The organism is Roseomonas sp. F4 (assembly GCF_053891155.1).
Genome location: NZ_JBSSHK010000007.1, coordinates 109283 through 129716 on the forward strand (window position 1 = coordinate 109283; position 20434 = coordinate 129716).

The 20434-nt window shown below is 69.4% G+C and carries 19 protein-coding genes and 1 tRNA gene; 1 reads left to right on the forward strand and 19 read right to left on the reverse strand.

The features are described 5' to 3' along the window. Positions 1-700: 700 nt before the first annotated feature. Positions 701-790 (reverse strand) — tRNA-Ser (locus ACVFYP_RS26100). Between the two features lie 135 nt (positions 791-925). On the opposite strand from ACVFYP_RS26100, the gene ACVFYP_RS26105 reads away from it, so the two are divergent. Continuing rightward, entirely contained in the window at positions 926-1249 is a 324-nt protein-coding gene (locus ACVFYP_RS26105) for a hypothetical protein (RefSeq protein WP_499203108.1), read from the forward strand. Positions 1250-1283: 34 nt separating this feature from the next. Here ACVFYP_RS26105 and ACVFYP_RS26110 read toward each other — a convergent pair whose 3' ends face one another. The 18 genes from ACVFYP_RS26110 to ACVFYP_RS26195 all read right to left on the reverse strand — a co-directional run bounded on the left by ACVFYP_RS26110 (position 1284) and on the right by ACVFYP_RS26195 (position 20215). Beyond that, positions 1284-2996, reverse strand: a complete 1713-nt coding sequence (locus ACVFYP_RS26110) for a hypothetical protein (protein WP_499203109.1) — start codon at positions 2994-2996, stop codon at positions 1284-1286. Further along, entirely contained in the window at positions 2987-4078 is a 1092-nt protein-coding gene (locus ACVFYP_RS26115) for a protein-glutamate methylesterase/protein-glutamine glutaminase (RefSeq protein ID WP_499203110.1), read from the reverse strand. Before ACVFYP_RS26115 ends, ACVFYP_RS26110 begins: the two co-directional genes overlap by 10 nt. Next, entirely contained in the window at positions 4075-4923 is an 849-nt protein-coding gene (locus ACVFYP_RS26120) for a CheR family methyltransferase (protein WP_499203111.1), read from the reverse strand. The genes ACVFYP_RS26115 and ACVFYP_RS26120 overlap by 4 nt, the downstream gene beginning before the upstream one ends. A gap of 7 nt (positions 4924-4930) precedes the next feature. Continuing rightward, entirely contained in the window at positions 4931-5413 is a 483-nt protein-coding gene (locus tag ACVFYP_RS26125) for a chemotaxis protein CheW (protein ID WP_499203112.1), read from the reverse strand. Positions 5414-5428: 15 nt separating this feature from the next. Next, positions 5429-7243: a methyl-accepting chemotaxis protein gene (locus ACVFYP_RS26130; protein WP_499203113.1), complete on the reverse strand. Its 1815-nt coding sequence runs from the start codon at positions 7241-7243 to the stop codon at positions 5429-5431. A gap of 46 nt (positions 7244-7289) precedes the next feature. Beyond that, positions 7290-8987 (reverse strand): methyl-accepting chemotaxis protein, encoded by a 1698-nt coding sequence (locus ACVFYP_RS26135; RefSeq protein WP_499203114.1) that lies wholly within the window; start codon positions 8985-8987, stop codon positions 7290-7292. A 27-nt stretch (positions 8988-9014) separates the two neighbouring features. Continuing rightward, the gene (locus ACVFYP_RS26140; protein WP_499203115.1) at positions 9015-9467 is read right to left on the reverse strand and encodes a chemotaxis protein CheW; all 453 of its coding nucleotides are present in this window, start codon (positions 9465-9467) and stop codon (positions 9015-9017) included. Then, positions 9464-11446, reverse strand: a complete 1983-nt coding sequence (locus ACVFYP_RS26145; RefSeq protein ID WP_499203116.1) for a chemotaxis protein CheA — start codon at positions 11444-11446, stop codon at positions 9464-9466. The genes ACVFYP_RS26140 and ACVFYP_RS26145 overlap by 4 nt, the downstream gene beginning before the upstream one ends. Then, the gene (locus tag ACVFYP_RS26150; protein WP_499203117.1) at positions 11443-11805 is read right to left on the reverse strand and encodes a response regulator; all 363 of its coding nucleotides are present in this window, start codon (positions 11803-11805) and stop codon (positions 11443-11445) included. The genes ACVFYP_RS26145 and ACVFYP_RS26150 overlap by 4 nt, the downstream gene beginning before the upstream one ends. Then, positions 11802-12116: an STAS domain-containing protein gene (locus ACVFYP_RS26155; protein WP_499203118.1), complete on the reverse strand. Its 315-nt coding sequence runs from the start codon at positions 12114-12116 to the stop codon at positions 11802-11804. The genes ACVFYP_RS26150 and ACVFYP_RS26155 overlap by 4 nt, the downstream gene beginning before the upstream one ends. Positions 12117-12250: 134 nt before the next feature. Continuing rightward, on the reverse strand, positions 12251-13378 hold the full coding sequence (locus ACVFYP_RS26160; RefSeq protein WP_499203119.1) for a patatin-like phospholipase family protein: 1128 nt from the start codon (positions 13376-13378) through the stop codon (positions 12251-12253). A gap of 152 nt (positions 13379-13530) precedes the next feature. After that, on the reverse strand, positions 13531-14211 hold the full coding sequence (locus ACVFYP_RS26165; protein ID WP_499203120.1) for a DUF2939 domain-containing protein: 681 nt from the start codon (positions 14209-14211) through the stop codon (positions 13531-13533). Positions 14212-14573: 362 nt separating this feature from the next. Further along, complete coding sequence (locus tag ACVFYP_RS26170; protein ID WP_499203121.1) at positions 14574-15191, reverse strand: ABC-type transport auxiliary lipoprotein family protein; 618 nt, start codon at positions 15189-15191, stop codon at positions 14574-14576. Then, positions 15188-16204, reverse strand: coding sequence for an MlaD family protein (locus ACVFYP_RS26175; RefSeq protein ID WP_499203122.1), 1017 nt, complete (start codon positions 16202-16204; stop codon positions 15188-15190). Before ACVFYP_RS26175 ends, ACVFYP_RS26170 begins: the two co-directional genes overlap by 4 nt. Then, positions 16204-16938 carry an ABC transporter ATP-binding protein gene (locus ACVFYP_RS26180; protein WP_329959395.1) on the reverse strand — a complete coding sequence of 245 codons (735 nt, stop codon included), beginning with the start codon at positions 16936-16938 and terminating at the stop codon, positions 16204-16206. Before ACVFYP_RS26180 ends, ACVFYP_RS26175 begins: the two co-directional genes overlap by 1 nt. Before the next feature lie 53 nt (positions 16939-16991). After that, on the reverse strand, positions 16992-18083 hold the full coding sequence (locus ACVFYP_RS26185; protein WP_499203123.1) for an ABC transporter permease: 1092 nt from the start codon (positions 18081-18083) through the stop codon (positions 16992-16994). Positions 18084-18182: 99 nt separating this feature from the next. Beyond that, entirely contained in the window at positions 18183-19442 is a 1260-nt protein-coding gene (locus ACVFYP_RS26190) for a flavin monoamine oxidase family protein (protein ID WP_499203124.1), read from the reverse strand. 26 nt (positions 19443-19468) lie between these two features. Beyond that, a complete protein-coding gene (locus ACVFYP_RS26195; protein ID WP_499203125.1) occupies positions 19469-20215 on the reverse strand; it encodes a TrmH family RNA methyltransferase in 747 nt (248 codons plus the stop codon). Positions 20216-20434: the final 219 nt, after the last annotated feature.

A 20434-nucleotide genomic window follows, 5' to 3' on the forward strand; every position in this document is an offset into this window, starting at 1 on the left:
GACCGCCTCACACCGGGTGTGGCCATGGCATCGCAGACCTTTGATCGCGCACAAGCTGCCCGTCGCATGCAGCGCTTCTTCTGTAGGCAACGGCGATGTAGCGGTCCGCCTCGCCGCCTTCGGCGATGGCTACATCCAGATCTTCGTTGTCCCCGCCCCGGGGATCAGCGCGCGTGTGGGCAGAGACGGTCACGGGTTTGCCGTCTACCGTTCTGACGTAGCTCCGCACATTTACAATGCCGGCCTCGCTCCCGATGCCACGACGTGTCGACGCGCTGCGTGAGGGTGGGTCGGTACCGAGAAGCGGTCTTCTGGCGAGCGCTGGGGAGCTTTGGGTAGCTGCCGCGCGGTCTGGAATTGCAACAGATGACAGCCCGCCCATGAGAGGTCTCCGTGTTCGAAGACGCATCCTGCATCATAGGAAAATAGTCAAGAACAAAATTAGAACTCTGCATCTGTGCAAATGCTATGGCCTCCCCCAACGCTTGCCGCACAAGGGCCAAGGTAGACAGCCCAAACCCGATCACTGCCGGTTGGGCTGCCTAGGGTATTCGTCATGAGCAAACTAGCCACTGTGACCCTCATGAGCGAAGGAGGGGCGCTCAGTTGGATGGCTTTGCGTAGGTTCCTGCTCGGCTTCGCCGCGAGGCTGCGCGAGCCTGAGCGAAAAGCAGCGTAGCGGTGCGAACCAGAGCGAAACTGGCGGACGAGGTGGGATTCGAACCCACGAGACGCTTTCACGTCTACACACTTTCCAGGCGTGCGCCATCGACCACTCGGCCACCCGTCCTGCGCAAGGCGGGGTATTTACCAGAGACGCCGCGCGCCGCAACCCCGCCACTGAAACCGATTTTGCGACCCACTGTTGCCAGCCGCCCCGCCGCGCGCCCATAGCCTCGGGGACGGACAACGGAGGCGTGGTGGCATGGACAAGGATGAACTGACCCGCTGGGCCCTGGCGAATGGCTGGCAGATGCTGGCCGGCTACCCCAGCCTGACCAAGCCCCGTTCGCCGAAGGAGGCGATCGTGCGGCTGGTGCTGAAGACCACCGTGGTGCATGTCGAGGTCAAGAAACCCGCCGGGAAGTGGGAAAAAATGACCGGCGCCGCCTATGGCGACATCCAGCCGGACCCGGATACCGGCCTGCCCATCGGCCTCGGGCTGGACAGCATCACCGGCTTCACCATGCTGATGCAGGAGAACCGGGATCGCCAGGTCTTCGCCCGCATGACCGGCGGCGCGCCCTGACGGCGCGGCGCCCCGTCCTCCGCCCCGGCGGCGTTCAGAACAGAATGTCGTCCAGCGCGGCCTCCGCCACCACAGGTTCCTCCAGCTCCGCGCCGAAGTCGCGGGCGATCTCTCGCTCCCGCGCCATGGTGTAGGGCACGGCGTTCACCAGACCGAGGCGTTCGCGCAGCAGCTCGGCGCTGGCCATCGGCGCTTCCGGCGACGGCAAAGCCTCCACCTCCGCCGCCACATCGTCCAGCAGCCCGGAAAGCGACCCGGCGCCGTCCAGGCCGGCCGATATGCCGGTCAGCACATCGGCGACTTGGCTGCCATCCTGCCGCAGCCGTGCGATCGCGTCATCCATGTCGCCGCCGGCCGCCTGCAGGCCGGCAAGGCCCTGCTGCATGGCCGCCAGGGTGGCTTCCAGGGTGCCGGCCTGGCCCGCGCCGCCGGCCGCCATGATGCTGTCGCCCGCCGCCAGGGCCGCCTCCAGCGCCACCGACAGCGCTGCCACGCCTTCCGCCATCTGCCAGGCATGGCTGCGCAATTCGCGCGTGATCGCCGCCAGGGCGCGGCCCTTCTCGCCGAGCCGGGCGCATTTGAAGGCGGCGTTCAGCCCGGCCAGGCGCATATCCGTCTCGATCTCGCGGATCGCGGCGAGGCCGGCCAGCAGCCCGCGCACCATGTCGTCGATTCCGGCCATTGCGACATCCACCTGCCGCCGCCGCGCATGGCATTCGCCCAGCAGCGCCGTCGCCTCATGCAGATCGCGCTGCATGGTGGTGAGGAAGGAGCCATCCCCCTTGCCGCCGAACACCGTCTCCCCGGTCCCGACCATGCCATGCGCCTGCTCCCCAAGCCGCGCCAGGGCGGCGGAGATGCGGACGATCTCGGCGGACAGGGCTTCGCCCGTGTCGCGCAGCTGCGCCGCCTGCATCGCGGCCGCGCGTGCGGCCAGGGCGTCGCGTTCCGGCGGTTCCAGCCCGACGCACCAGGGCAGGGGGGCGCCACCCAGCCCCTCCGCCAGCAGGCCGAGCGCATCCACCACATGTTCAATCCGCTGACGCGTCGCATCGCCGACCTGCAGGGCCGAGACGGTATCGCCGACCGCGCCGACGATGGACTGCCCCCGTTCCTGGACCGCGGCGGCCGCCTGCATGGCCTGCCGGCGCCGGGTCGCGACGTGGCCGAGGCTGGTCGTGATCCGCTCCGCCACCCCACCCAGCAAGGCGCCATGCTGGCGGGTGAAATCGGCCTGGGCGGCGGAGACGCGGCGCAACTCCGTCAGTGCCGCCGCATGCGACTGTTCATAGCGCCGCACCGCACCGGCCGAGATCTCCATCAGCGCACGGATCTCCTCTGCGAAGCTGCTGAGGTCGCGGCTGGTGTCGATGATGCTGCTGCTGGAAATGGCGGAGTTCACCGACAGCACCGACAGGCCGCGATTGACCCGCGCCAGCGCCCCGATGCAGGTGCCGACCTCGCCGAGCTTGACGTTCAGGACCGATAAGGCCGCCCCTTCCTGCCGCAGTTGCTCCGCCAGCACCCGCATCGCGCCGGCGGCCTCGCCCAGCATGGCGGCGGCGGCGCCGACCGCCTCCCCATCCAGTGTCTGCCGCAGCCCTTCGAAGCTGGCATTGATGTCATTCAGCCGCGTCACCGCCTGGCCCAGCCGGTCGCCGGCGGCGAGAATCTCCGCATCGACCGGCGCGAAGGCTTCGTCCAGCCGGTGGCGCAGCGCGCGCAGTGCGGGAATTCTCAGGGCCATTGGCGGATATCCGCAATGGAGATGGGGATGCGGTCCAGCGGGATGATGCGTTCCGCCCCGCCCAGCGCGATCGCTTCCTTCGGCATGCCGAAGACGACGCAGCTTTCCTCATCCTGGGCGAAGGTGGTGGCGCCGGCCTTGCGCATCTCCAGTAGCCCGCGCGCGCCGTCGTCGCCCATGCCGGTCATGATGAAGCCCACGGCGTTGGGCCCGGCATATTGCGCGGCGGAACGGAACAGCACATCGACGGAGGGGCGGTGGCGGGACACCAGTGGGCCGTCCTTGATGGCCACGCAATATCGCGCGCCGCTGCGATGCAGCAGCATATGGCGATTGCCGGGGGCGATCAGCGCGCGGCCCGGCAGCACCGCATCGCCATCCTCGGCTTCCTTCACATCGATCCGGCACAGCCCGTCCAGGCGGCGGGCGAAGGCGGCGGTAAAGCGTTCCGGCATGTGCTGGACGATGACGATGCCGGGGCAGTCCACCGGCAGCGCTGTCAGCACCGCGGCCAGGGATTCCGTGCCGCCGGTGGAAGCCCCGATGCAGACAACCCGATCCGTCGTGCGCACCATGGCGCGGCTGGTGGGCGGCGGCAGCACCGCATCCGCGGTCAGCTTGCGTTCCACCGTGCGTGAGGGCAGATGCGCCGCCTGCCGCCCCGGCCGCACGCGCGACGCGGCGCGTATCGCGTCACAGACGCGCACGGCGGATTCCTTCAGGAACTGCGCGCTGTCCACGCGCGGCTTGGCGATGACCTCCACCGCGCCGGCATCCAGCGCCTGCAACAGCGTCTCCGACCGGCCTTCCGCGAGGGAGGAGCAGATGACCACCGGGATCGGCCGCTGCGCCATGATGCGGCGCAGGAAGGTGATGCCATCCATGCGCGGCATCTCGATGTCCAGGATCATGACATCCGGCACTTCCTGCTGGATGCGCTGCGCGGCGACGAAAGGGTCGGAGGCCGTGCCCATCAGCTCGATATCCGGCGCCTCCTCGATGATACGGCTGAGCGCGGCGCGGACAGCGGCGCTGTCATCGACGACGAGCACACGGATGGGGCGGCCAGACAGGCGCGTCATGCACCTTCCTCCTCGCGCTGCCAGATGGTGGAGACGACGGGGCGCATCCCGGACAGGCCATTGCCGGCCGCGGTTTCCGAATGGCCGACCAGCAGGAAGCCGCCGGGACGCAGATGGCTGCACAGCCGCGTGAGCACCGCATGCTGCGTCGGCCGGTCGAAATAGATCAGCACGTTGCGACAGAAGATCACGTCCACGTCGTGATCGACCGGATAGCGCGCATCCATCAGGTTCAGATGGCGAAAGCTGGTCACGGCGCGCAGTTCCGGTGCGATCCGCAACTCACGGCGCGACGGATCGCGATGCCGCAGCGTGTAGCGGCGGCGCATCTCCATCGGCACCGGATGCAGCAGATCCTCGGGATAGATGGCGCGCCGCGCCGTTTCCACCACCTGGGTCGAGATGTCGGTGCCGAGGATGTGGAAGCTGAAGCTGGGCGTGGTGCTGTGGGCCATCTCCGCCAGCACCATGGCGATGGTATAGGCCTCCGCGCCCGTGGAGCTGGCGGCGCTCCAGATCTTCAGCTTCCGGTCGGAACGGCTGCGGCCCTGCAGCAGCCGCGGCACCGCCTGCTGTTCCAGGAAGGTGAAATGCTCCGGCTCGCGGAAGAAGTCGGTCTTGTTGGTGGTGACCAGATCGACGACGTGCTGGTATTCCGTCTCCAGCAGCCCGTCCTCGAACAAGGCCTTGCAATAGGCATCGACCCCGCCGAGGCCGAGGCTGCGCGCGCGCTTGCGCAGCCGGCCTTCCACCATGGTGCGCTTGGCCCCGGGCAGGCGGATGCCGACCTGCTGCTCGATCAACCCGGCGACCTGCCGGAAGCGACGGTCGCTCAACTCGTCCATGGAATCCTCAGGCGGCCATTGGGGTTTCGGCGACGTCCAGCGCCCCCGGCGCCTCCGTGCCGATCAGGCGCGCGATGTCGAGCACGATGACGAAGCCGCCGGCGCGGCGGCCGATGCCGCGGATGCAGTCGGATCGCCAGGGGCGGCCGATCTCCGGTGCCGGCTCCGAACGGTCCTCGTCCAGTGCCGTCACCTCGAACACGCGGTCCACCACCAGGCCCAGGCGCAGCGGGCGCCCGGACAAGGTGAGTTCCAGCACCAGGATGCGCGTGCCCTGGCTGGTCTGCGCGGGTGGCAGGCCGAGCATGCTGCGCAGATCGACCACCGCCACGCTCTGCCCGCGCACATCGGTCAGGCCGAGCAGGCTGGCCGGCGCATGCGGCAGGCGCGCGATGGGGCGCAGGTCCAGGATTTCCTGAACATTGGCGACGGGGATGGCGAAGACCTCCTCCCCGACGCCAAGCGTGATGTACTGACCGTGATCCGCCATGCCTGCCTCCGCCCTTCAGTGACGCTGGAATTCGGTGTCGAGCTGGTCGGCGGCGCCGGCCAGGTCGATGGCGAAGCCACCGCCATTCATCTTGCCATTGGCGTGCTTCACCGGCTTCTCCGGCGCACGCTTCGGGGCGGGCTTCATCATCGGCTTGGGCCGTGAGAAGTTGACCGGGCGTGCGGCCTGGATCGGCGCGGCGGGCTGGGCGTGGTGCGAGTCGGAGCCCAGGCGGAAATAGGCGATGGTGGATTGCAGCACCTCGGCCTGGGCGGAGAGTTCCTCCGAGGTGGCGGAGACCTCCTCCGAAGCGCTGGCGTTCTGCTGCGTCACCTTGTCCAGCTGCTGGATCGCCTGGTTGATCTGGCTGGCGCCGATATCCTGTTCGCGGCAGGCCGCCGTGATCTCCTCCACCAGCTCCGCCGTGCGCTTGATGTCGGGCACCAGCCGCAGCAGCATCTCGCCGGCTTCCTGCGCCGTCTTCAGCGTGTTGGAGGACAGCGTGCTGATCTCCCCCGCCGCCGCCTGGCTGCGTTCCGCCAGCTTCCGCACTTCGGAGGCGACGACCGCGAAGCCCTTGCCGTGTTCGCCGGCGCGCGCCGCTTCCACCGCCGCGTTCAGCGCCAGCAGGTCGGTCTGGCGGGCGATTTCCTGCACGATGTTGATCTTCTCGGCGATCGACTGCATAGCCGACACCGCCTGACCCACTGCATCGCCGCTGCGCTGCGCATCGAGCGCCGACTGCCGCGCGATCTTCTCGGTGGTCCCGGCATTCTCGGCGTTCTGCTTGATGTTCGCCGCCATCTCCTCCATCGAGGAGGACGCCTCTTCGGCCGAGGAGGCCTGTTCCGTCGCGCCCTGGGCGAGCTGTTCGGCGCTGGAGGACAGTTCCTGGCTGCCGGAGGCGACGTTCTGCGCCGCCGTCACGGCTTCGGAGACCACGCCGCGCAGCTTCTCCAGCATCCGCTCCAGCGCGATGCCCATCGTGTCCTTGTCGGACAGGCGCTTCGCCTGCACCGCCAGGTTGCCGCTGGCGATCTCCTCCGCCACCGCGGCGGTGGCCTTCAGGCCCTCCGTCATGCGGGCCATGGAGTCGATCAGGTCCTTGATCTCGTCATTGGTCGAGACCTTGGCCTCCGCCGTCAGGTCGCCGATGGCGACGGCATTGGCCACGCCGACCGCCAGGGCCAGGCCGCGGCTGATCGACAGGGCAATGTACAGCGCCGCGCCAATGGCGATCAGCAGCGCCACGCCGGCGATGGACAGCAGCAGGGTGCGCGCCTGCTCATAGGCGGAAGCCGCCTCCGCCTGCGCCGCGCGCGCCGCCGCCTGGTTCAGGGACACGATCTCGCCGAGGCGATCCATCGCCTCCGTCACGTGGCGGCGGCCGGCGGAGGTGGACAGAACGACGGCTTGGCTATTGTTGCCCGCACGCACCAGGTCGCGAATCTGGTCCTGCACCTGGATGTACTGCTGCAGCGCGGTGCGCGCGGCGACCCAGCGCGGGCGTCCGGCTTCCGACGCACGCTGCGTCGCGTCGTCCATGGACTGCGCCAGTGCCTGGCGCCGCTGTTCCATCTCGGTCGCGAACTGGTCGATCGTCGCGCGCTCGGTGGAAACCAGCAGGTTCTTCTCCGCCCGCACCAGCAGCGCCATGTCCGTCTGCGCCGTCTGCGACCGCTGCACGCGCGGCACGGCGCCGTTCAGCACATCCTCCAGGGTGGTGTTCAGCGCGCCGAGGCTGCTGATGCCCAGCCCCACCATGCCTGCCATCAGCAGGATGACGAAGCCGAAGGCGGCAAAGAGTTTTGCCTTGACCGTGATACGCATGGTCCAAATCATCCTGTCTCAAGCGGGTTGGATGGAAACGGAGAGCTCAGTGGCGCTGGAAGTCCGCGTCGAGCGGATCGTGGGCGCCGTTCAGGTCCAGGGCGAAGCCGCCATTCAGCTTGCCGTTTGTTGCTGTGCGCGTCGGGCGGGCCGCTGCCTGTCGCGCCGAGGGCTTTGCGAAATCCGCCACGCGCGCCACGCGGATCGGCCGTGGGGGCGTCGCGACATGGGGCGCCGGCTTCGGCCTTTCCTCCACATCCAGGCGGAAGTAGGAAATCGTGGATTGCAGCACCTCGGCCTGGGTGGAGAGCTCCTCCGAGGTGGCGGAGACCTCCTCCGAAGCGCTGGCGTTCTGCTGCGTCACCTTGTCGAGCTGCTGGATCGCCTGGTTGATCTGGCTGGCGCCGATATCCTGTTCGCGGCAGGCCGCCGTGATCTCCTCCACCAGCTCCGCCGTGCGCCTGATGTCGGGCACCAGCCGGACCAGCATCTCGCCCGCTTCCTGCGCCGTCCGCAGCGTGTTGGAGGACAGCGTGCTGATCTCCCCCGCCGCCGCCTGGCTGCGTTCCGCCAGCTTCCGGACCTCGGAGGCGACGACCGCGAAGCCGCGCCCATGTTCGCCGGCACGCGCCGCTTCCACCGCCGCGTTCAGCGCCAGCAGGTCTGTCTGGCGGGCGATTTCCTGCACGATGTTGATCTTCTCGGCGATCGTCTGCATCGCCGCCACGGCCTGGCCCACCGCATCGCCGCTGCGCTGCGCATCGAGCGCCGACTGCCGCGCGATCTTCTCGGTTGTGCCGGCATTCTCGGCGGTCTGCTTGATGTTCGACGCCATCTCCTCCATCGAGGAGGACGCTTCCTCGGTCGAGGAGGCCTGTTCCGTCGCGCCCTGGGCGAGCTGTTCGGCGCTGGAGGAGAGCTGCTGGCTGCCGGAGGCGACGTTCTGCGCCGCCGTCATCGCCTCCGTCACCACACCGCGCAGCCCCTGCGTCATGCGTTCCATGGCGGAGATCAGATCCTTGATCTCGTCGTTGGAGCGCACCTCCGCATGGCGTGTCAGGTCGCCGCCCGCGATGGCATCCGCCAGGGACACGGCCTTGGACAGGCCACGGCTGATGGACAGGGCGATCCAGACCGCGGCCAGCAGCCCGACCAGAAGGGCCACCGACGCCAGGGCGATCAGCAGCAGACGGGACTGGTGGTAGGTCGCGGCGGAATGCGCGCGCGATTCGCGCATGTCGGCCTGGTCTTCGGTGACCGCTTCGGTCAGATGCCGGATCGCCTCGGCGATGTGCCGCTGCGCGACCCCGGTCGAAACGGCCTCCGCCTCCGCGACCGCACCGCCCCGCACCAGATCGCGCATCTGATTCTGCAGGGGAACGTAGCTTTGCAGCGCGGCGCGCGCGCCGACCCAGTGAGGCTTCTCGCTCTCCGGCACCACCGCCAGGGCGTCATCCAGGGCGCGCAGCATCACCTGCTGGCGCTGCTGCATCTCGGCCACGAACTGGTCGGCGGCACCGCGCCCGGCCCCGACAAGCATGTTCTTCTCGGCCTGGACCAGCAGGCCCAGTTCGATCTGCGCCGCCATGGCGCGCTGCACGCGCGGCACCGGTCCGTCCAGCACCTCCTCAAGCTCGGCGTCGAGCGCGCCGAGGCTGTTGATGCCAAGTGCGCCCATGCCGGCCATCAGCAGCAGCACAAAACTAAAAGCGGCGAAAAGCTTCGCCTTGACTGTGATGCGCATGGCAGCGCTCCTTCGCGACTTGAACGATCAGTGCAGGATGCAGGCGAGGTCGGGCAGGATGATGAGGTCGCCGCCGCGCATCCCCACGCCGCGAATGAACTCGGGCCGCCAGCGCATGCCGATGCGCGGCGCGCTCTCCATCTCCGCGGTGGCGAGCTGCGTCACCTCATGCACCCGGTCGGCCAGGATGCCGACCGGCGTCGCCTCGCCCTCCAGATCCAGCTCCAGCACGATGATCCGCGTATCGGCGGTCGGTGGTGTGGCCGGCATGCCGAACTGCAAGCGCAGATCGGCCAGGGGCACGATGCGGCCGCGCACATTGACGACGCCGCGGACGAAGTGCCGCGCCCCCGGAACATCGGTGACGGGCACAAGGTCCAGGATTTCCCGCACCGCCGCGGCCTCGATGGCGAAGGTCTCGCCGCCGATGCTCAGCGTCAGCACATCGAGCATGGTGGTGGTTAGGGTATTGGACATCATGCGGCCTGCCGTGAGCGGTTGCGCTGCTCCTCCTCCTCCGCCTGGCCGATTTCCAGCAGCTGGGCGACGTCGAGGATGAGGGCGACGCTGCCATCGCCGAGGATGGTGGCGCCGGAGAAGGTCTTCACATCGGCATGCAGCCGCGACAGCGACTTGATCACCGTCTGGTGGCTGCCGAGGATCTGGTCCACGACCAGGCCGAGCCGCTGTTCACCGGCGGAGATGATGACCACCTTCTGGTGTGGATCAGCCGGCGTGGCGCAGTGCATCATCTCCCGCAGCCGCAGGAAGGGCACGAGCGCGCCGCGGATGGTCAGCAGGCTGTAGCCGCCGGAGCGCGCCTGTTCGCCCAATGGCAGCTCGACGCATTCCTCGACGGCGGACAGCGGAATGACGTAGCGGCCGTTGCCGACACGCACCAGCAGCCCCTCGATGATCGCCAGCGTCAGCGGCAGGCGCAGTGTCACCTCGGTGCCCTGTCCCGGACGGCTCGCGATCTCGATGCCGCCGCGCAGCTGTTCGATGGTGCGCTTCACCACATCCATGCCGACACCACGGCCGGAGATGGCGGAAATTTCCTTCGCCGTGGAGAAGCCCGGCTGGAACAGCAGCTGGTGCGTCTCGCTTTCGCTGAGGCGTGCGTCGGCGGTGATCAGCCCCTGCTCCAGCGCCTTGGCGCGAATGCGCTCCGCATCCAGGCCCTTGCCATCGTCGCTGATGGTCACGAGCACTTCCGCCCCCGCATGCCGCGCGGCGAGGTGAATGGTGCCGGCGCCCGTCTTGCCGGCGGCAATGCGATCTTCCGGCCCTTCGAGGCCATGGTCGATGGCGTTGCGGATGAGATGGACCAGCGGATCGGCCAGACGCTCGATCATCGTCTTGTCGAGCTCGGTTTCCTCACCGCTCGTCACCAGCTCCACCTGCTTGCCCAGGTCGCGTGACAGGTCGTGCAGCAGGCGGCGGAAGCGGCCGAACAGGGAACCGATGGGCAGCATGCGAATGCCCATGGTGGTGTCGCGCAGCTCGGAGACCAGGCGGCCGATTTCCTCCGCCACCGTGGTCAGGCCGGCATCGCCGCCCGTGGCAAGCTGGCTGAGTCGCGCCTGGGCGATCACTAGCTCACCCACCCGGTCCATCAGCTCATCCAGCCGTTCGGCCTGCACGCGCAGGCTGCCGCCGACTCGCCCGATCTCCGGGTCTCCGCGGCGACGATCGGCCACGGGTGCGCCGCCAGAGGGTGCCACGGCTGCGGCGACGGGGCGTTCGGCGACGGCATCAGGGGCCGGCGTGACGACTTCCGCCGCGGCCAATGATGTGATCTCGATCTTCGCGTCGTCGCTGACGAAGATGAAAACTTCCTCGATCGCGGCGCGGGGATGTTCAGTACGGAGCACAACGTCCCAGCCCAGATGACAGCTCTCGGGATCGAGCTCGTCCAGCGGCGGCACGGCATCGGTCAGCGCGGTGACCTGCACGCTGCCCAGGCCGCGCAATTCGTCCAGCATCAGCAGCGGATTGGCGCCGTTCACCAGCGCCTCCGCCCCCAGATGGAAGCGCACGCGCCATTCCTGCGTCGCGCTGGCCGGAGCCTCGGCCACAGACCCATTCTCCACCGCCGCGCGCAAGGCCCGCAGCAGAGCCTCGCCATGCGCCGTGTCGGCGGATTGCGGCCGTTCGATCAGCGCGCGGATATGGTCGCGCGCTTCCAGCGCGGCGGCGACGAGCGCGGGGCTGCAGGCGCTGACGCCGCGACGCACCCGGTCAAAGGCGGTTTCGAAGTCGTGGACGAAGGCCGCCACGGCGTCGAAGCCGAACATGGCGCCGGAGCCCTTGATGGTGTGCAGCGCCCGGAAGGCGGTGTCCACCAGGCTGCGGTCATCGGGTTGGCGATCCAGTTCGAGCAGCGATTGCTCCAACTGTTCCAGCAATTCGCTGGCTTCCTGGCGGAAGACCTCCGCGGCTTCGGTCTGGTTGCTCATCCCAGCACCTTGCGGACAACGCTCAGCAGCTGATCCTGCTGGAAGGGTTTCGTGATCCAGCCCGTCGCGCCGGCCAGCTTCGCTTCCTGTTTGCGCGCGGCATCCGATTCCGTGGTCAGGAAGATGATCGGCACGCCCTTGTAGGCGGGCAGCTTCCGTACCTCCCGGATGAAGGTCATGCCGTCCATGACAGGCATGTTGAGATCGGTGACGATCATGCTGACCTGCGCGGCCTTGGCCTGCTTCAGCCCCTCCGCACCATTCTCCGCCTCGACCACCTTGTAGCCGGAGCCGGAGAGGGTGAGGCGCACCATCTGCCGGATGCTCGCCGAATCATCGACGGTGAGAACGCTTTTCATGCTGCACTCCGTTCCTGCATCGCCCAGTCGCGAAAGCCGCCTTCGGCCAGTATCTCGGCCAAGCGAGGCGGCAGCGGCTGCGCCAGGCGCAGCGTGGTTTCCTGGCGGGTGGCGAGGAGCCGGGCTGATTCCAGAAGCTGGAGGAAGGCGACGTCGAAAGCCGTGCCCTCGCTGCAGTCCAGCGTCATGGGCGCGGCGCCGTCCATGGCGGCGAGCACGACGTCTCTCAGTTGCTGAATGGTTCCGATCGTCAGCGGCCCGGACAGGCGGATGACGGCCGGCTCTTGCCTCGTCTCAGCGACGACTTGCATCTGCGCGCTCGCACCTTCGTGATGCGGCGATTGTAGGGAGGGAGTGGTGAGTGTTTGGTGAAGGCGACGACTGCGGCGCGCGCGAATGGCGCGAGCGTACTATCCTTCGACGACCCTGGTGTCCGGCCTGACGGTCAGGGCTGCGGCATGCGGGATCGGACCCGCTCGGGGATCTTCGGGCCGGCCAGTGCCTGCATGTCCAGGGTGGATCGCAGGCCGATGGCGCCACGATGTTCCGACAGCCACCGATCCGCGGCCTGGTGACCCAGGTCGCGCATCTCCTGCAGGAAGCTCCAGCTCGGGTCCTGGCGGCTTCCGACCTCCAATTCCCGGAAGGCTTCCTCCGCGCCGATCATATGCAGGCGGGCATCGCGCAGGCGGGTGAGCATGGCGTTCAGATTCTGCGCATCGTCCAGCTCCCGCTGCGCGAAGGCGACCGATCGCAATTCCTGCCGCAGGGCCGCGCCGAAGGTCAGCTCGTTGGTGCGATCCAGCAGACCGGCCGCATCGGTCGGCGGCGCGGCGGGGCGGTCGACGGGGGTGGTGCGGACAATGAGGATATCGGCCGGCGCGCCCGATTCGATCAGCGCCCGGATCGGCGGATTGCAGGCATAGCCACCATCCCAATAGGCCTCGCCGTCGATCTCCACGGCTGGAAACAGTTGTGGCAGGCAGGCCGAGGCCAGCAGGACCTGGGCCGTCACCTCCCCATCCACAAACAGCCGCGCCTCGCCCGTGCGCACGCGCGTGGTGGCGACGACGAGTTGCGGCGCTTCGGGCCGTCCGAAGGCCGTCGTATCCAGAAGCCCATCCAGGACCTTCACCAGCGGGTTCAGCCCCAACGGGTTCATCTGCCGCTGCGACAGGCCCATGGTATTGGCGCGCATCGCATTGATCATCGGCGCCATCAGCCCGGTGAAGGGCGAGAGCCAGGGCGCGGCGTTGGTATCCGGCGATCCGGAGGCGACGGCCACCCGCCGCCAGAAGGCTTCGAGCAGTCGCTTCGCCTCGGCCCGGCCACCGGTCGCCAGGCCCTGCACCAGGAAGGCCGCGTTCATCGCCCCGGCGCTCGCGCCGCTCACCACATCGATGGCCAGGCGCGGCTCATCCAGCAGTTGGTCCAGCACCCCCCAGGCGAAGGCGCCCAGCGACCCGCCGCCTTGAAGCGCGAGCGCGATCGGAACGTCCTGCGCATCGGAGGGTGCCCGGGACAGACCCCCGCTTCCGACGTCGCCCGTGGGGGCGAGGCTGGCCTGCGACATGGCGGTGATCCTACTCGGCACGACCCAGCACAAGGAATTCATGCTGCGATGCAGCATTTAAGCGCAAGGGGAATAGGAGAGTTCCATGCGCGCCCGGCGCGGCCGGCGTGCCAGGCCGCGCCGGTTCGCGTCGCTGGCCAGGCAGGCCGCTTCTAGCGCAGCCCGGTCAGGCGCATCGCCGGGGCGGGCGGCACGGCCGCGCGGTCTTCCATGCGCACGCCCGTGACCTGCCAGCGCGGCGTCAGACCCGCGCTGGTCAACTCGATCTGCAGCGCCATGGGCGCGACATGGCCGCCCAGCGGCATTTCGAAGCGGGTCAGGCCGATGGGCAGGGTGCGGCTCAGCGCCTCCCCGGCGGCGCCGGGGCGGACACCGCGGGCGCGGGCCACTTCCGCCAGCGCGCCAGGTTGGGACCACGCCTCGGTCATCTCGGCGCTCATTCCGGCCAGATAGGCCCGGGCCTGCGGGCCGTGACCTTCCGCGATGGTCGCCTGCAACGCCTGGCGCACGGCGCCCTGCAAGGCCGATGTGTCCAGGTGGCGCGCCATCGTCGCATGGTCGCGGCTGTCGATCGCCTGGACCAACTGCCAGGCGGTGACATAGGGGGCGCTGAACCAGGCGGCGGCGAGCAGCGGCAGGATGGCGAGGGCGGCGCCGATCCGGCGGGCGCCCGAGGCGGGCCGCGCCGGCGCCTCTTCGATCACCGGCCGTGCCGGCAGGGGGGCAGACATCGGGGCAGGCGTGACATGCGGGGCCTGGCCCGGGTTGCGGGCGTCGTACTCCGCCCAGACATCATCCCAATCCGCCACTGCATTGACTTGCCGTGCGCTCACGTCACGCCTCGCTCGGAATAGTTGTGTTGCCGGCTCCTCCAGCACAAAAGACAACCTTAAGTTGCGTAGCAACCCGTGAGACGTCCTCATCCGAGACTGGCGGCGGCAGCCTTGGGGGTTGCCGCCGTATCTGGACGAGGGAGATGAATCTTGTCCGCTCTCCGCTTTCCGAGAATACGGGCCGAGTCATGGGAAAAAGATTAACGGGAGATGCGGTTTCGTCGTTTTTATGAGATCGACCGCTATTTTCGTATCAGCGCCGCAAAACCCATGCCGGACGCCAAGCGACCGGGGCAATTATCAACAGATCGTGAGTCTTGATCGTGCTATCCGCACGGTGGCGCGCAGCAAATTCCGAAGGGTCAGCGAAACCCGCCAGCGCCGACCATCGGGGCCAGAGCCGTCTCCAGCCGCCCCAAGGCGAGACCCAGCGCCATCGCCATCGCCTGCGCCAAGGCGGGGGCTTCCGCCTCCGCCGCCAGCGGCGCCACCGCCGAAACCTCCAGCGTCTCGATGACGCGGGAGGCCAGGCGCTCCTCCCGCAGCAGCAGGCCGGACAGGGCGGCACGGGCCTGCCCGGCGCTGGGCACGGCCTCCAGCATCGTCAGCTGCATCTCCAGCACCAGATCGGCATCGGCGCGGCTGCCCTGCGGGATGACGGCGCTGAACAGGCCGGAGCCTTGCAGCCAGGCGCGCAGCGCCGAATCGGCCAGATCGGCGGGCGGCGCCAGCCACTCCTCATAGGTCAGGATCTCGTAGGACCCATCCGGCCGTAGCCGGCGCAGCCCCAGATCCTGCAAGCCGGGCACAGCCCGCACCCGCCGCACCAGCAGCACAGGTGCCCGTGGCGCCGCGGTCCTGCTCTCCGCCCGGCGGGGGCTTAGCGGGTAGCGACGCACCGGCACATTGGGCCGGTCCGGCAATATGGAGCAGCCCCCCGCCAGAAGTGGCAAAGCGGCAATCAGGGCGCGGCGGTTCATCGGCGGCGATCCGGCGTGGGGGGCGCGCCGAACAGCAATTGCGAGGGGGAGGATCGCAGCTGTTCGGCGGTGGCCCGCAGGTTGGCGGTGGTGGCACGCAGGTCGATCAGGATGGGCAGAAGCTCGGCCTGCACATCCACCGTCGTCTCCCGCGCCGCGCGCATGGTCCGTTCCATCCCCTCCACCGCGCCGGGCAGGCGCTGCGCCACCCGGCGCAGCTCCGCCGCGGCGCCGGCGGCATTCGCCATGGCGCTGCGGATTTCGGGGCCGCCCAGCACGGCGCGGGCGTCGGTCGCGGCGGCGCGGAATTCGGCCACCGCGCCGGCTAGGTCGCCGTCCTGCACGGCCTGGCGCAGCAGCGCCATGGTGGTCGCGGCCTCACGCAGGATCTGCGCCAGGTCGCCATCACCGGTCTGGCGGTTCAGGTTGGAAAGCAGCCCCGCCACGTCCTGGGTGATCTGGTCCACCGGAATATCGGCCAGGCGCTGCATCAGCGCCTCCGCCGCATTGGTCACCTGGGCGACGGTGGAGGGTATGCCCGGAATCACAGCGTAGCGTGGCTGCCAGGGTGGGGCGATGGCGGGGAAGCGCTGGGCTTGGACGAAATCCAGCTCCAGGTAGTTCACGCCGGTGATGCCCTGGGCGGTGATCCGCGCCCGCAGACCGCGCCGGACCGCCTCCTCCAGGTCGGGCGTCTCGCCCACCTGGGTCAGGTCGAGCGCGAAGCGCAGGAACACCCGCTGGAACCCCGCGGAGTAGGAGATACCCTCCGGCCGCGGATACTCCGCCGCCACCAGTCCGATCTGCGTCACCCGTCCGATCGCCACGCCGCGGTAGCGGACCGGGGCGCCGACATCGAGGCCCTGCACCGATTCGTCGAAATAGCTCTCGAACACCTGGGTCGCCTGCAACCCGCGCCCACCGGCCAGGAACAGCACGAAGCCGATCGCCAGCACGATGCCGACGATGACCAGCGCGCCGACCCGGGCATAGAGTGTCTTGCTACTGGCCATCACAAAGCCTCCCGCAGGAAGAAGGCCCGGACGGTCGGGTGGGTGCCGTGGTCGCGCAGCTCGCGCGGGTCGCCCTCCGCGATCATCCCCTTGGCCTCCTTGTCCAGCATGATGCAGCGGTCGCCGATGGCCAGGATGGAGGCCAGTTCGTGCGTCACCACCACAAAGGTTGTCCCGAGTGAACGCGACAGGTCGCGGATCAGCGCATCCAGCCCCGCCGAGGTGATCGGATCGAGCCCCGCCGAGGGTTCGTCCAGGAACAGGATGGGCGGATCGAGCGCCAGCGCCCGGGCGATGCCGGCGCGCTTCAGCATGCCGCCCGAAATCTCCGACGGCAGTTGGTCCGCCGCCGCCGAAAGCCCGACCAGGCCGAGCTTGGCGCGCGCCACCTCCCGCCTTGCCTCGGCCGGCAGGGTGGTGTGCTCGGCGAGCGGCATCTCGACATTCTCCAGCAGGGTCTGCGACCCGAACATGGCGCCCTGCTGCCACATCACCCCGATGCGCTTCAGCAGGTCGAGCCGCGCCGCGCCCTCCGTCGCCCAGATATCGGTGTCCAGGATATCCACCTTGCCCTCGGCCGGGGGCACCAGCCCGATCATCAGCTTCAACAGGGTGGACTTGCCGCAACCGGAGCCGCCGAGGATGACGAAGACCTCGCCCCGCTTCACCTCGAAGCTGACATGGCGGAACAGCGTATTGGTGCCGAAGCGCGCGGTCAGATCGGTGGCGGTGATGACCGGGGGGCCGAAGACCGGCTTGGTCTTTTCCGGCAGGCGCTGGGTCTCGCTCACAGGCCCAGCCTTTCGAACAGCACGGCAAAGCCGCCATCCAGCAACACGATGGCGACGATGCCGCCCACCACCGCCGCCGTCGCCGCATCGCCCACCGCGCGCGGCCCGCGCCCGGCGCCAAGGCCCGCGCGGCAGCCGATGATAGCGATGGCGAGCCCGAAGACCGCCGCCTTGAACAGCCCGCCCAGCAGGTCCTTCAGGCTGACGAAATTGATCAATTGCTGCGCCACCGTGGTCATCTGGAAGCCCAGGATGCGCATGATCAGCGCCATGCCCGCCAGCCCCGCGAGCGTCAGCACCAGCGACAGCACCGGCATCACCAGCATCCCTGCCAGCACCCGGGGAAGTACCAGCAGCGCCATCGGGTCAATGCCCATGATGCGGAGCGCCGCCACTTCCTCATTCACGCTCATCGTGCCGAGCTCGGCGGCATAGGCCGACCCGGTCCGCCCGGCCAGCACCACGCCGGCCATCAGCGGCCCCAGCTCCCGCAACAGGGAGATGCCGACCAGGCTGGGCACGAAGATCTCCGCGCCGAACTGGCGCAGCGGAATGGCGGATTGGAAGGCCAGGATCACGCCGAGCAGCGCGCCCAGCAGCGTCGCCAGCCCGAAGGCGCGGGTGCCGGCTTCATCCAGGTGGCGCAGCAATTCGCGCCCGCGCAGCCGCCAGGGGCGGATCAGCGTGCCGAGCGCGATCACCAGCACCTCCCCCAGGAAGGCGAGCCAGTCCACCACATTGCGCAGCGCGTTCACCACCCGCCGCCCGACGCCGGACAGGGGGGAGAAGCGATAGGGCACAGCCTTCGGCCTGGGCGCCGCCAGCGCGTCCCGCACCCGGTCCAGCACCGCCACCACGCCGGGGGCGGCACCCTCGATCCGGTTGCCCTCAGTCGCGCCCTGGGCGGTGAGAAGCAGCGTGGCGCCGGTGGTATCCACCGCTTCCACCTGCGCCAGATCGAGCACCAGCGGGGTGCCGGGCTTGCGCGCTTCCGCCATCAGCCTCGGCCAGAGCGCCGCCGCCGCCGGCGTGTCGACGCGCCCGGACAGCGCCAGGATGCGCGCGCCATCAGCCTCCCGCAGTGTCAAGCTTTCGGCCAGGTCCCTGTCTCCATTCCGCGCGCCGCGACCCGGCCCAAGGACCGCATCGGGGCGTAACGTCGTTGCTGCCAGTCCGGTTGCATTGCCTCAACCGATGGCGGCCAGGGCCGCGCTTGCCGCGGCTTCTCCGGCATACCAGGCCCCGGCCACGGTGCCGGCCAGGCGCGTGTGGCAGGCCTCCCCGGCCAGGCAGAGCCGCCCTCCGGCCAGAGGCGCGGCCAGGATCTGCCGAGCGCCCGCCCGGCCCACGCAGGCAAAGCTATACACGCCACGCGACCAGGGGTCGCGTTGCCAGCTGGTTACGATCGGGTCGAAATGTAACGCGGCGGCGGCCTGGGCGCCAAAACGATGCGTCACCTCCGCCCGCATGAAGGATTCCAGCGCCGCGTCACCCTCCGCCTCCAGCGCCGCCGCGGCATCGCCGCCGACATGGCAGGACAGCAGGTCGCGGCCGAAGGGGCGGGCGGATATCGCCACCAGTGGTTCCCCCGGCGCGACCTGTCGGTCGATCGAGCTGAAAGGCGGTAGGCCGAGCGCCGTGGCGCCCCGGAATCCCACCTTGGCGACGCTGCCCAGCGGCAGGTCGGCGGCGGCCTGCAAGACCTCGGCTGGCAGTGGCGGGTCGAAGCGCAGTGTCTCCGCCGCGAGCAGGCTGGTGGGCAGGGTGACGATGACGGCGCCGGCGCGAATGGTGCCGAAGGGACCCTCCGCCACCGCCTGGCCGCCGCCCCAGGCGAGGCGGGTGACCGGCGCCGAAAGCCGGATCGGCAGCCCCTCCGCCAGCCGGGCCAGCAGCGTGCCGAGGCCGTCCTCCACCACCCGGTTGCCGCCATCCAGCGCATTGGCGGTGAAATCCACCAGGCTGATGCGCTCGGGCGGGGCGGCGGAGATGATATCGGCCTCCCAGGCGCTCACGGTCGCGTCCCAGGCGCCGCCGCGCGGCAGCGCATCCGCCAGGCTGCAATCGCCAGGCTCGGCAGCGCGGGCGGCCAGGGCGGCCGTGGCGCGATCCCAGGCCTGGTCGTAATCGGCCAACTCGGCCGGCGTCGCCAGGCGGTCGCCGACATAGCTGTGTTCCCGGCGCAGCGCGTCGGAATCGGCCAGCGCCATGCCGAGCGATCCGGCCAGCGCCACCAGCGGATTGTCCTCCACATTGTGCAGCCAGGCGGCGCCGTGGTCGAAGGGCAGGCCCAGACGATGGTCGGTGAGCACCCGCCCACCGGGCCGATCCCGCGCTTCCAACACCAGCACGCTGCGCCCGGCCGCCAGCACGGCCCGCGCGGCGGCGATGCCGGCGGCGCCGGCACCGATCACCAGCACATCGGGGTTCTGGGGGAGATGCGTCATGGCCGGGTGGTAACGCGGCGCAACCGTCACCCCGCCAGGGCGTGCAGCAGCACGGCGGCGGCGACCGAGACGTTCAGGCTCTCCACCTTGCCGCTGCCGGGCAGGGTCACCCGATGGGTGCAGGCGGCGGCGGTCAGGCCGGGCAGGCCCAACTCCTCATTCCCAAGCGCCAGCAGGAAAGGCTTGTTGCGCGGCAGGTCCTGCGGCGCCATGCCGCCGGCGGCCACGGCCGCCACCGTGGTGAAGCGAGGGGCGAGGGCGCGCAGGGAGACCGAGGGATTGGTCAGGCGCATCACCGTCAGATGCTCCAGCCCCCCTTCGGCGATGCGATAGGCCGCATCCGAAAGCCCGGCCTGGCGCGGATCGTCGGACAGCAGCATGCCGGTGCAGCCGAAGAAGGCGGCGGAACGGGCGATGGCGCCGAGGTTGTGCGGATTGCCGATGCCGTCCAGCAGCGGCAGGACCTTCGCGCCCAGCAGCGCCTGGGGGAAGGGACCGGCGCCGAGCTCCGCCACCGGGCGCGGCACGGCGATGGCCACGACGCCGCCGTGATGTTCGGTCCGGGCGATGCGCACCAGCTCCTCCGGCGTCACTTCCCGGTAGGGGCGGCGGCCGCGGGCCATCACGGCGCAGATCGGCCCGACCTCTCGCCGCCGGCTGGCGGTATAGAACAGGCGCAGCACGTCATCCGGCCGCGTCGCGAAGGCCGCGATGGCGGCGGCGGGGCCGCAGAGCCGGTCGAGGTCGGAATCCCGCCAGCCGCGTTCCGGCATCTGGCCGCGGCGATCCTCCGGCCCCTGGTTCAGGCGTCCGTCGTAGCTGCCGCCCGTGGCATCGCCTCGTTCTGACCCAGAAATGTGAAACTCTCCTCGCGCACCGCCGCGGCGGCATCATCATATAGGAATGGCAGGAGGGCGTATCACCGCCCGCGCGCCATCGGCCGGGCCTCATGCAGCAAGGCGCGGGAAAACACCACAGCCGGCCACAGGGAG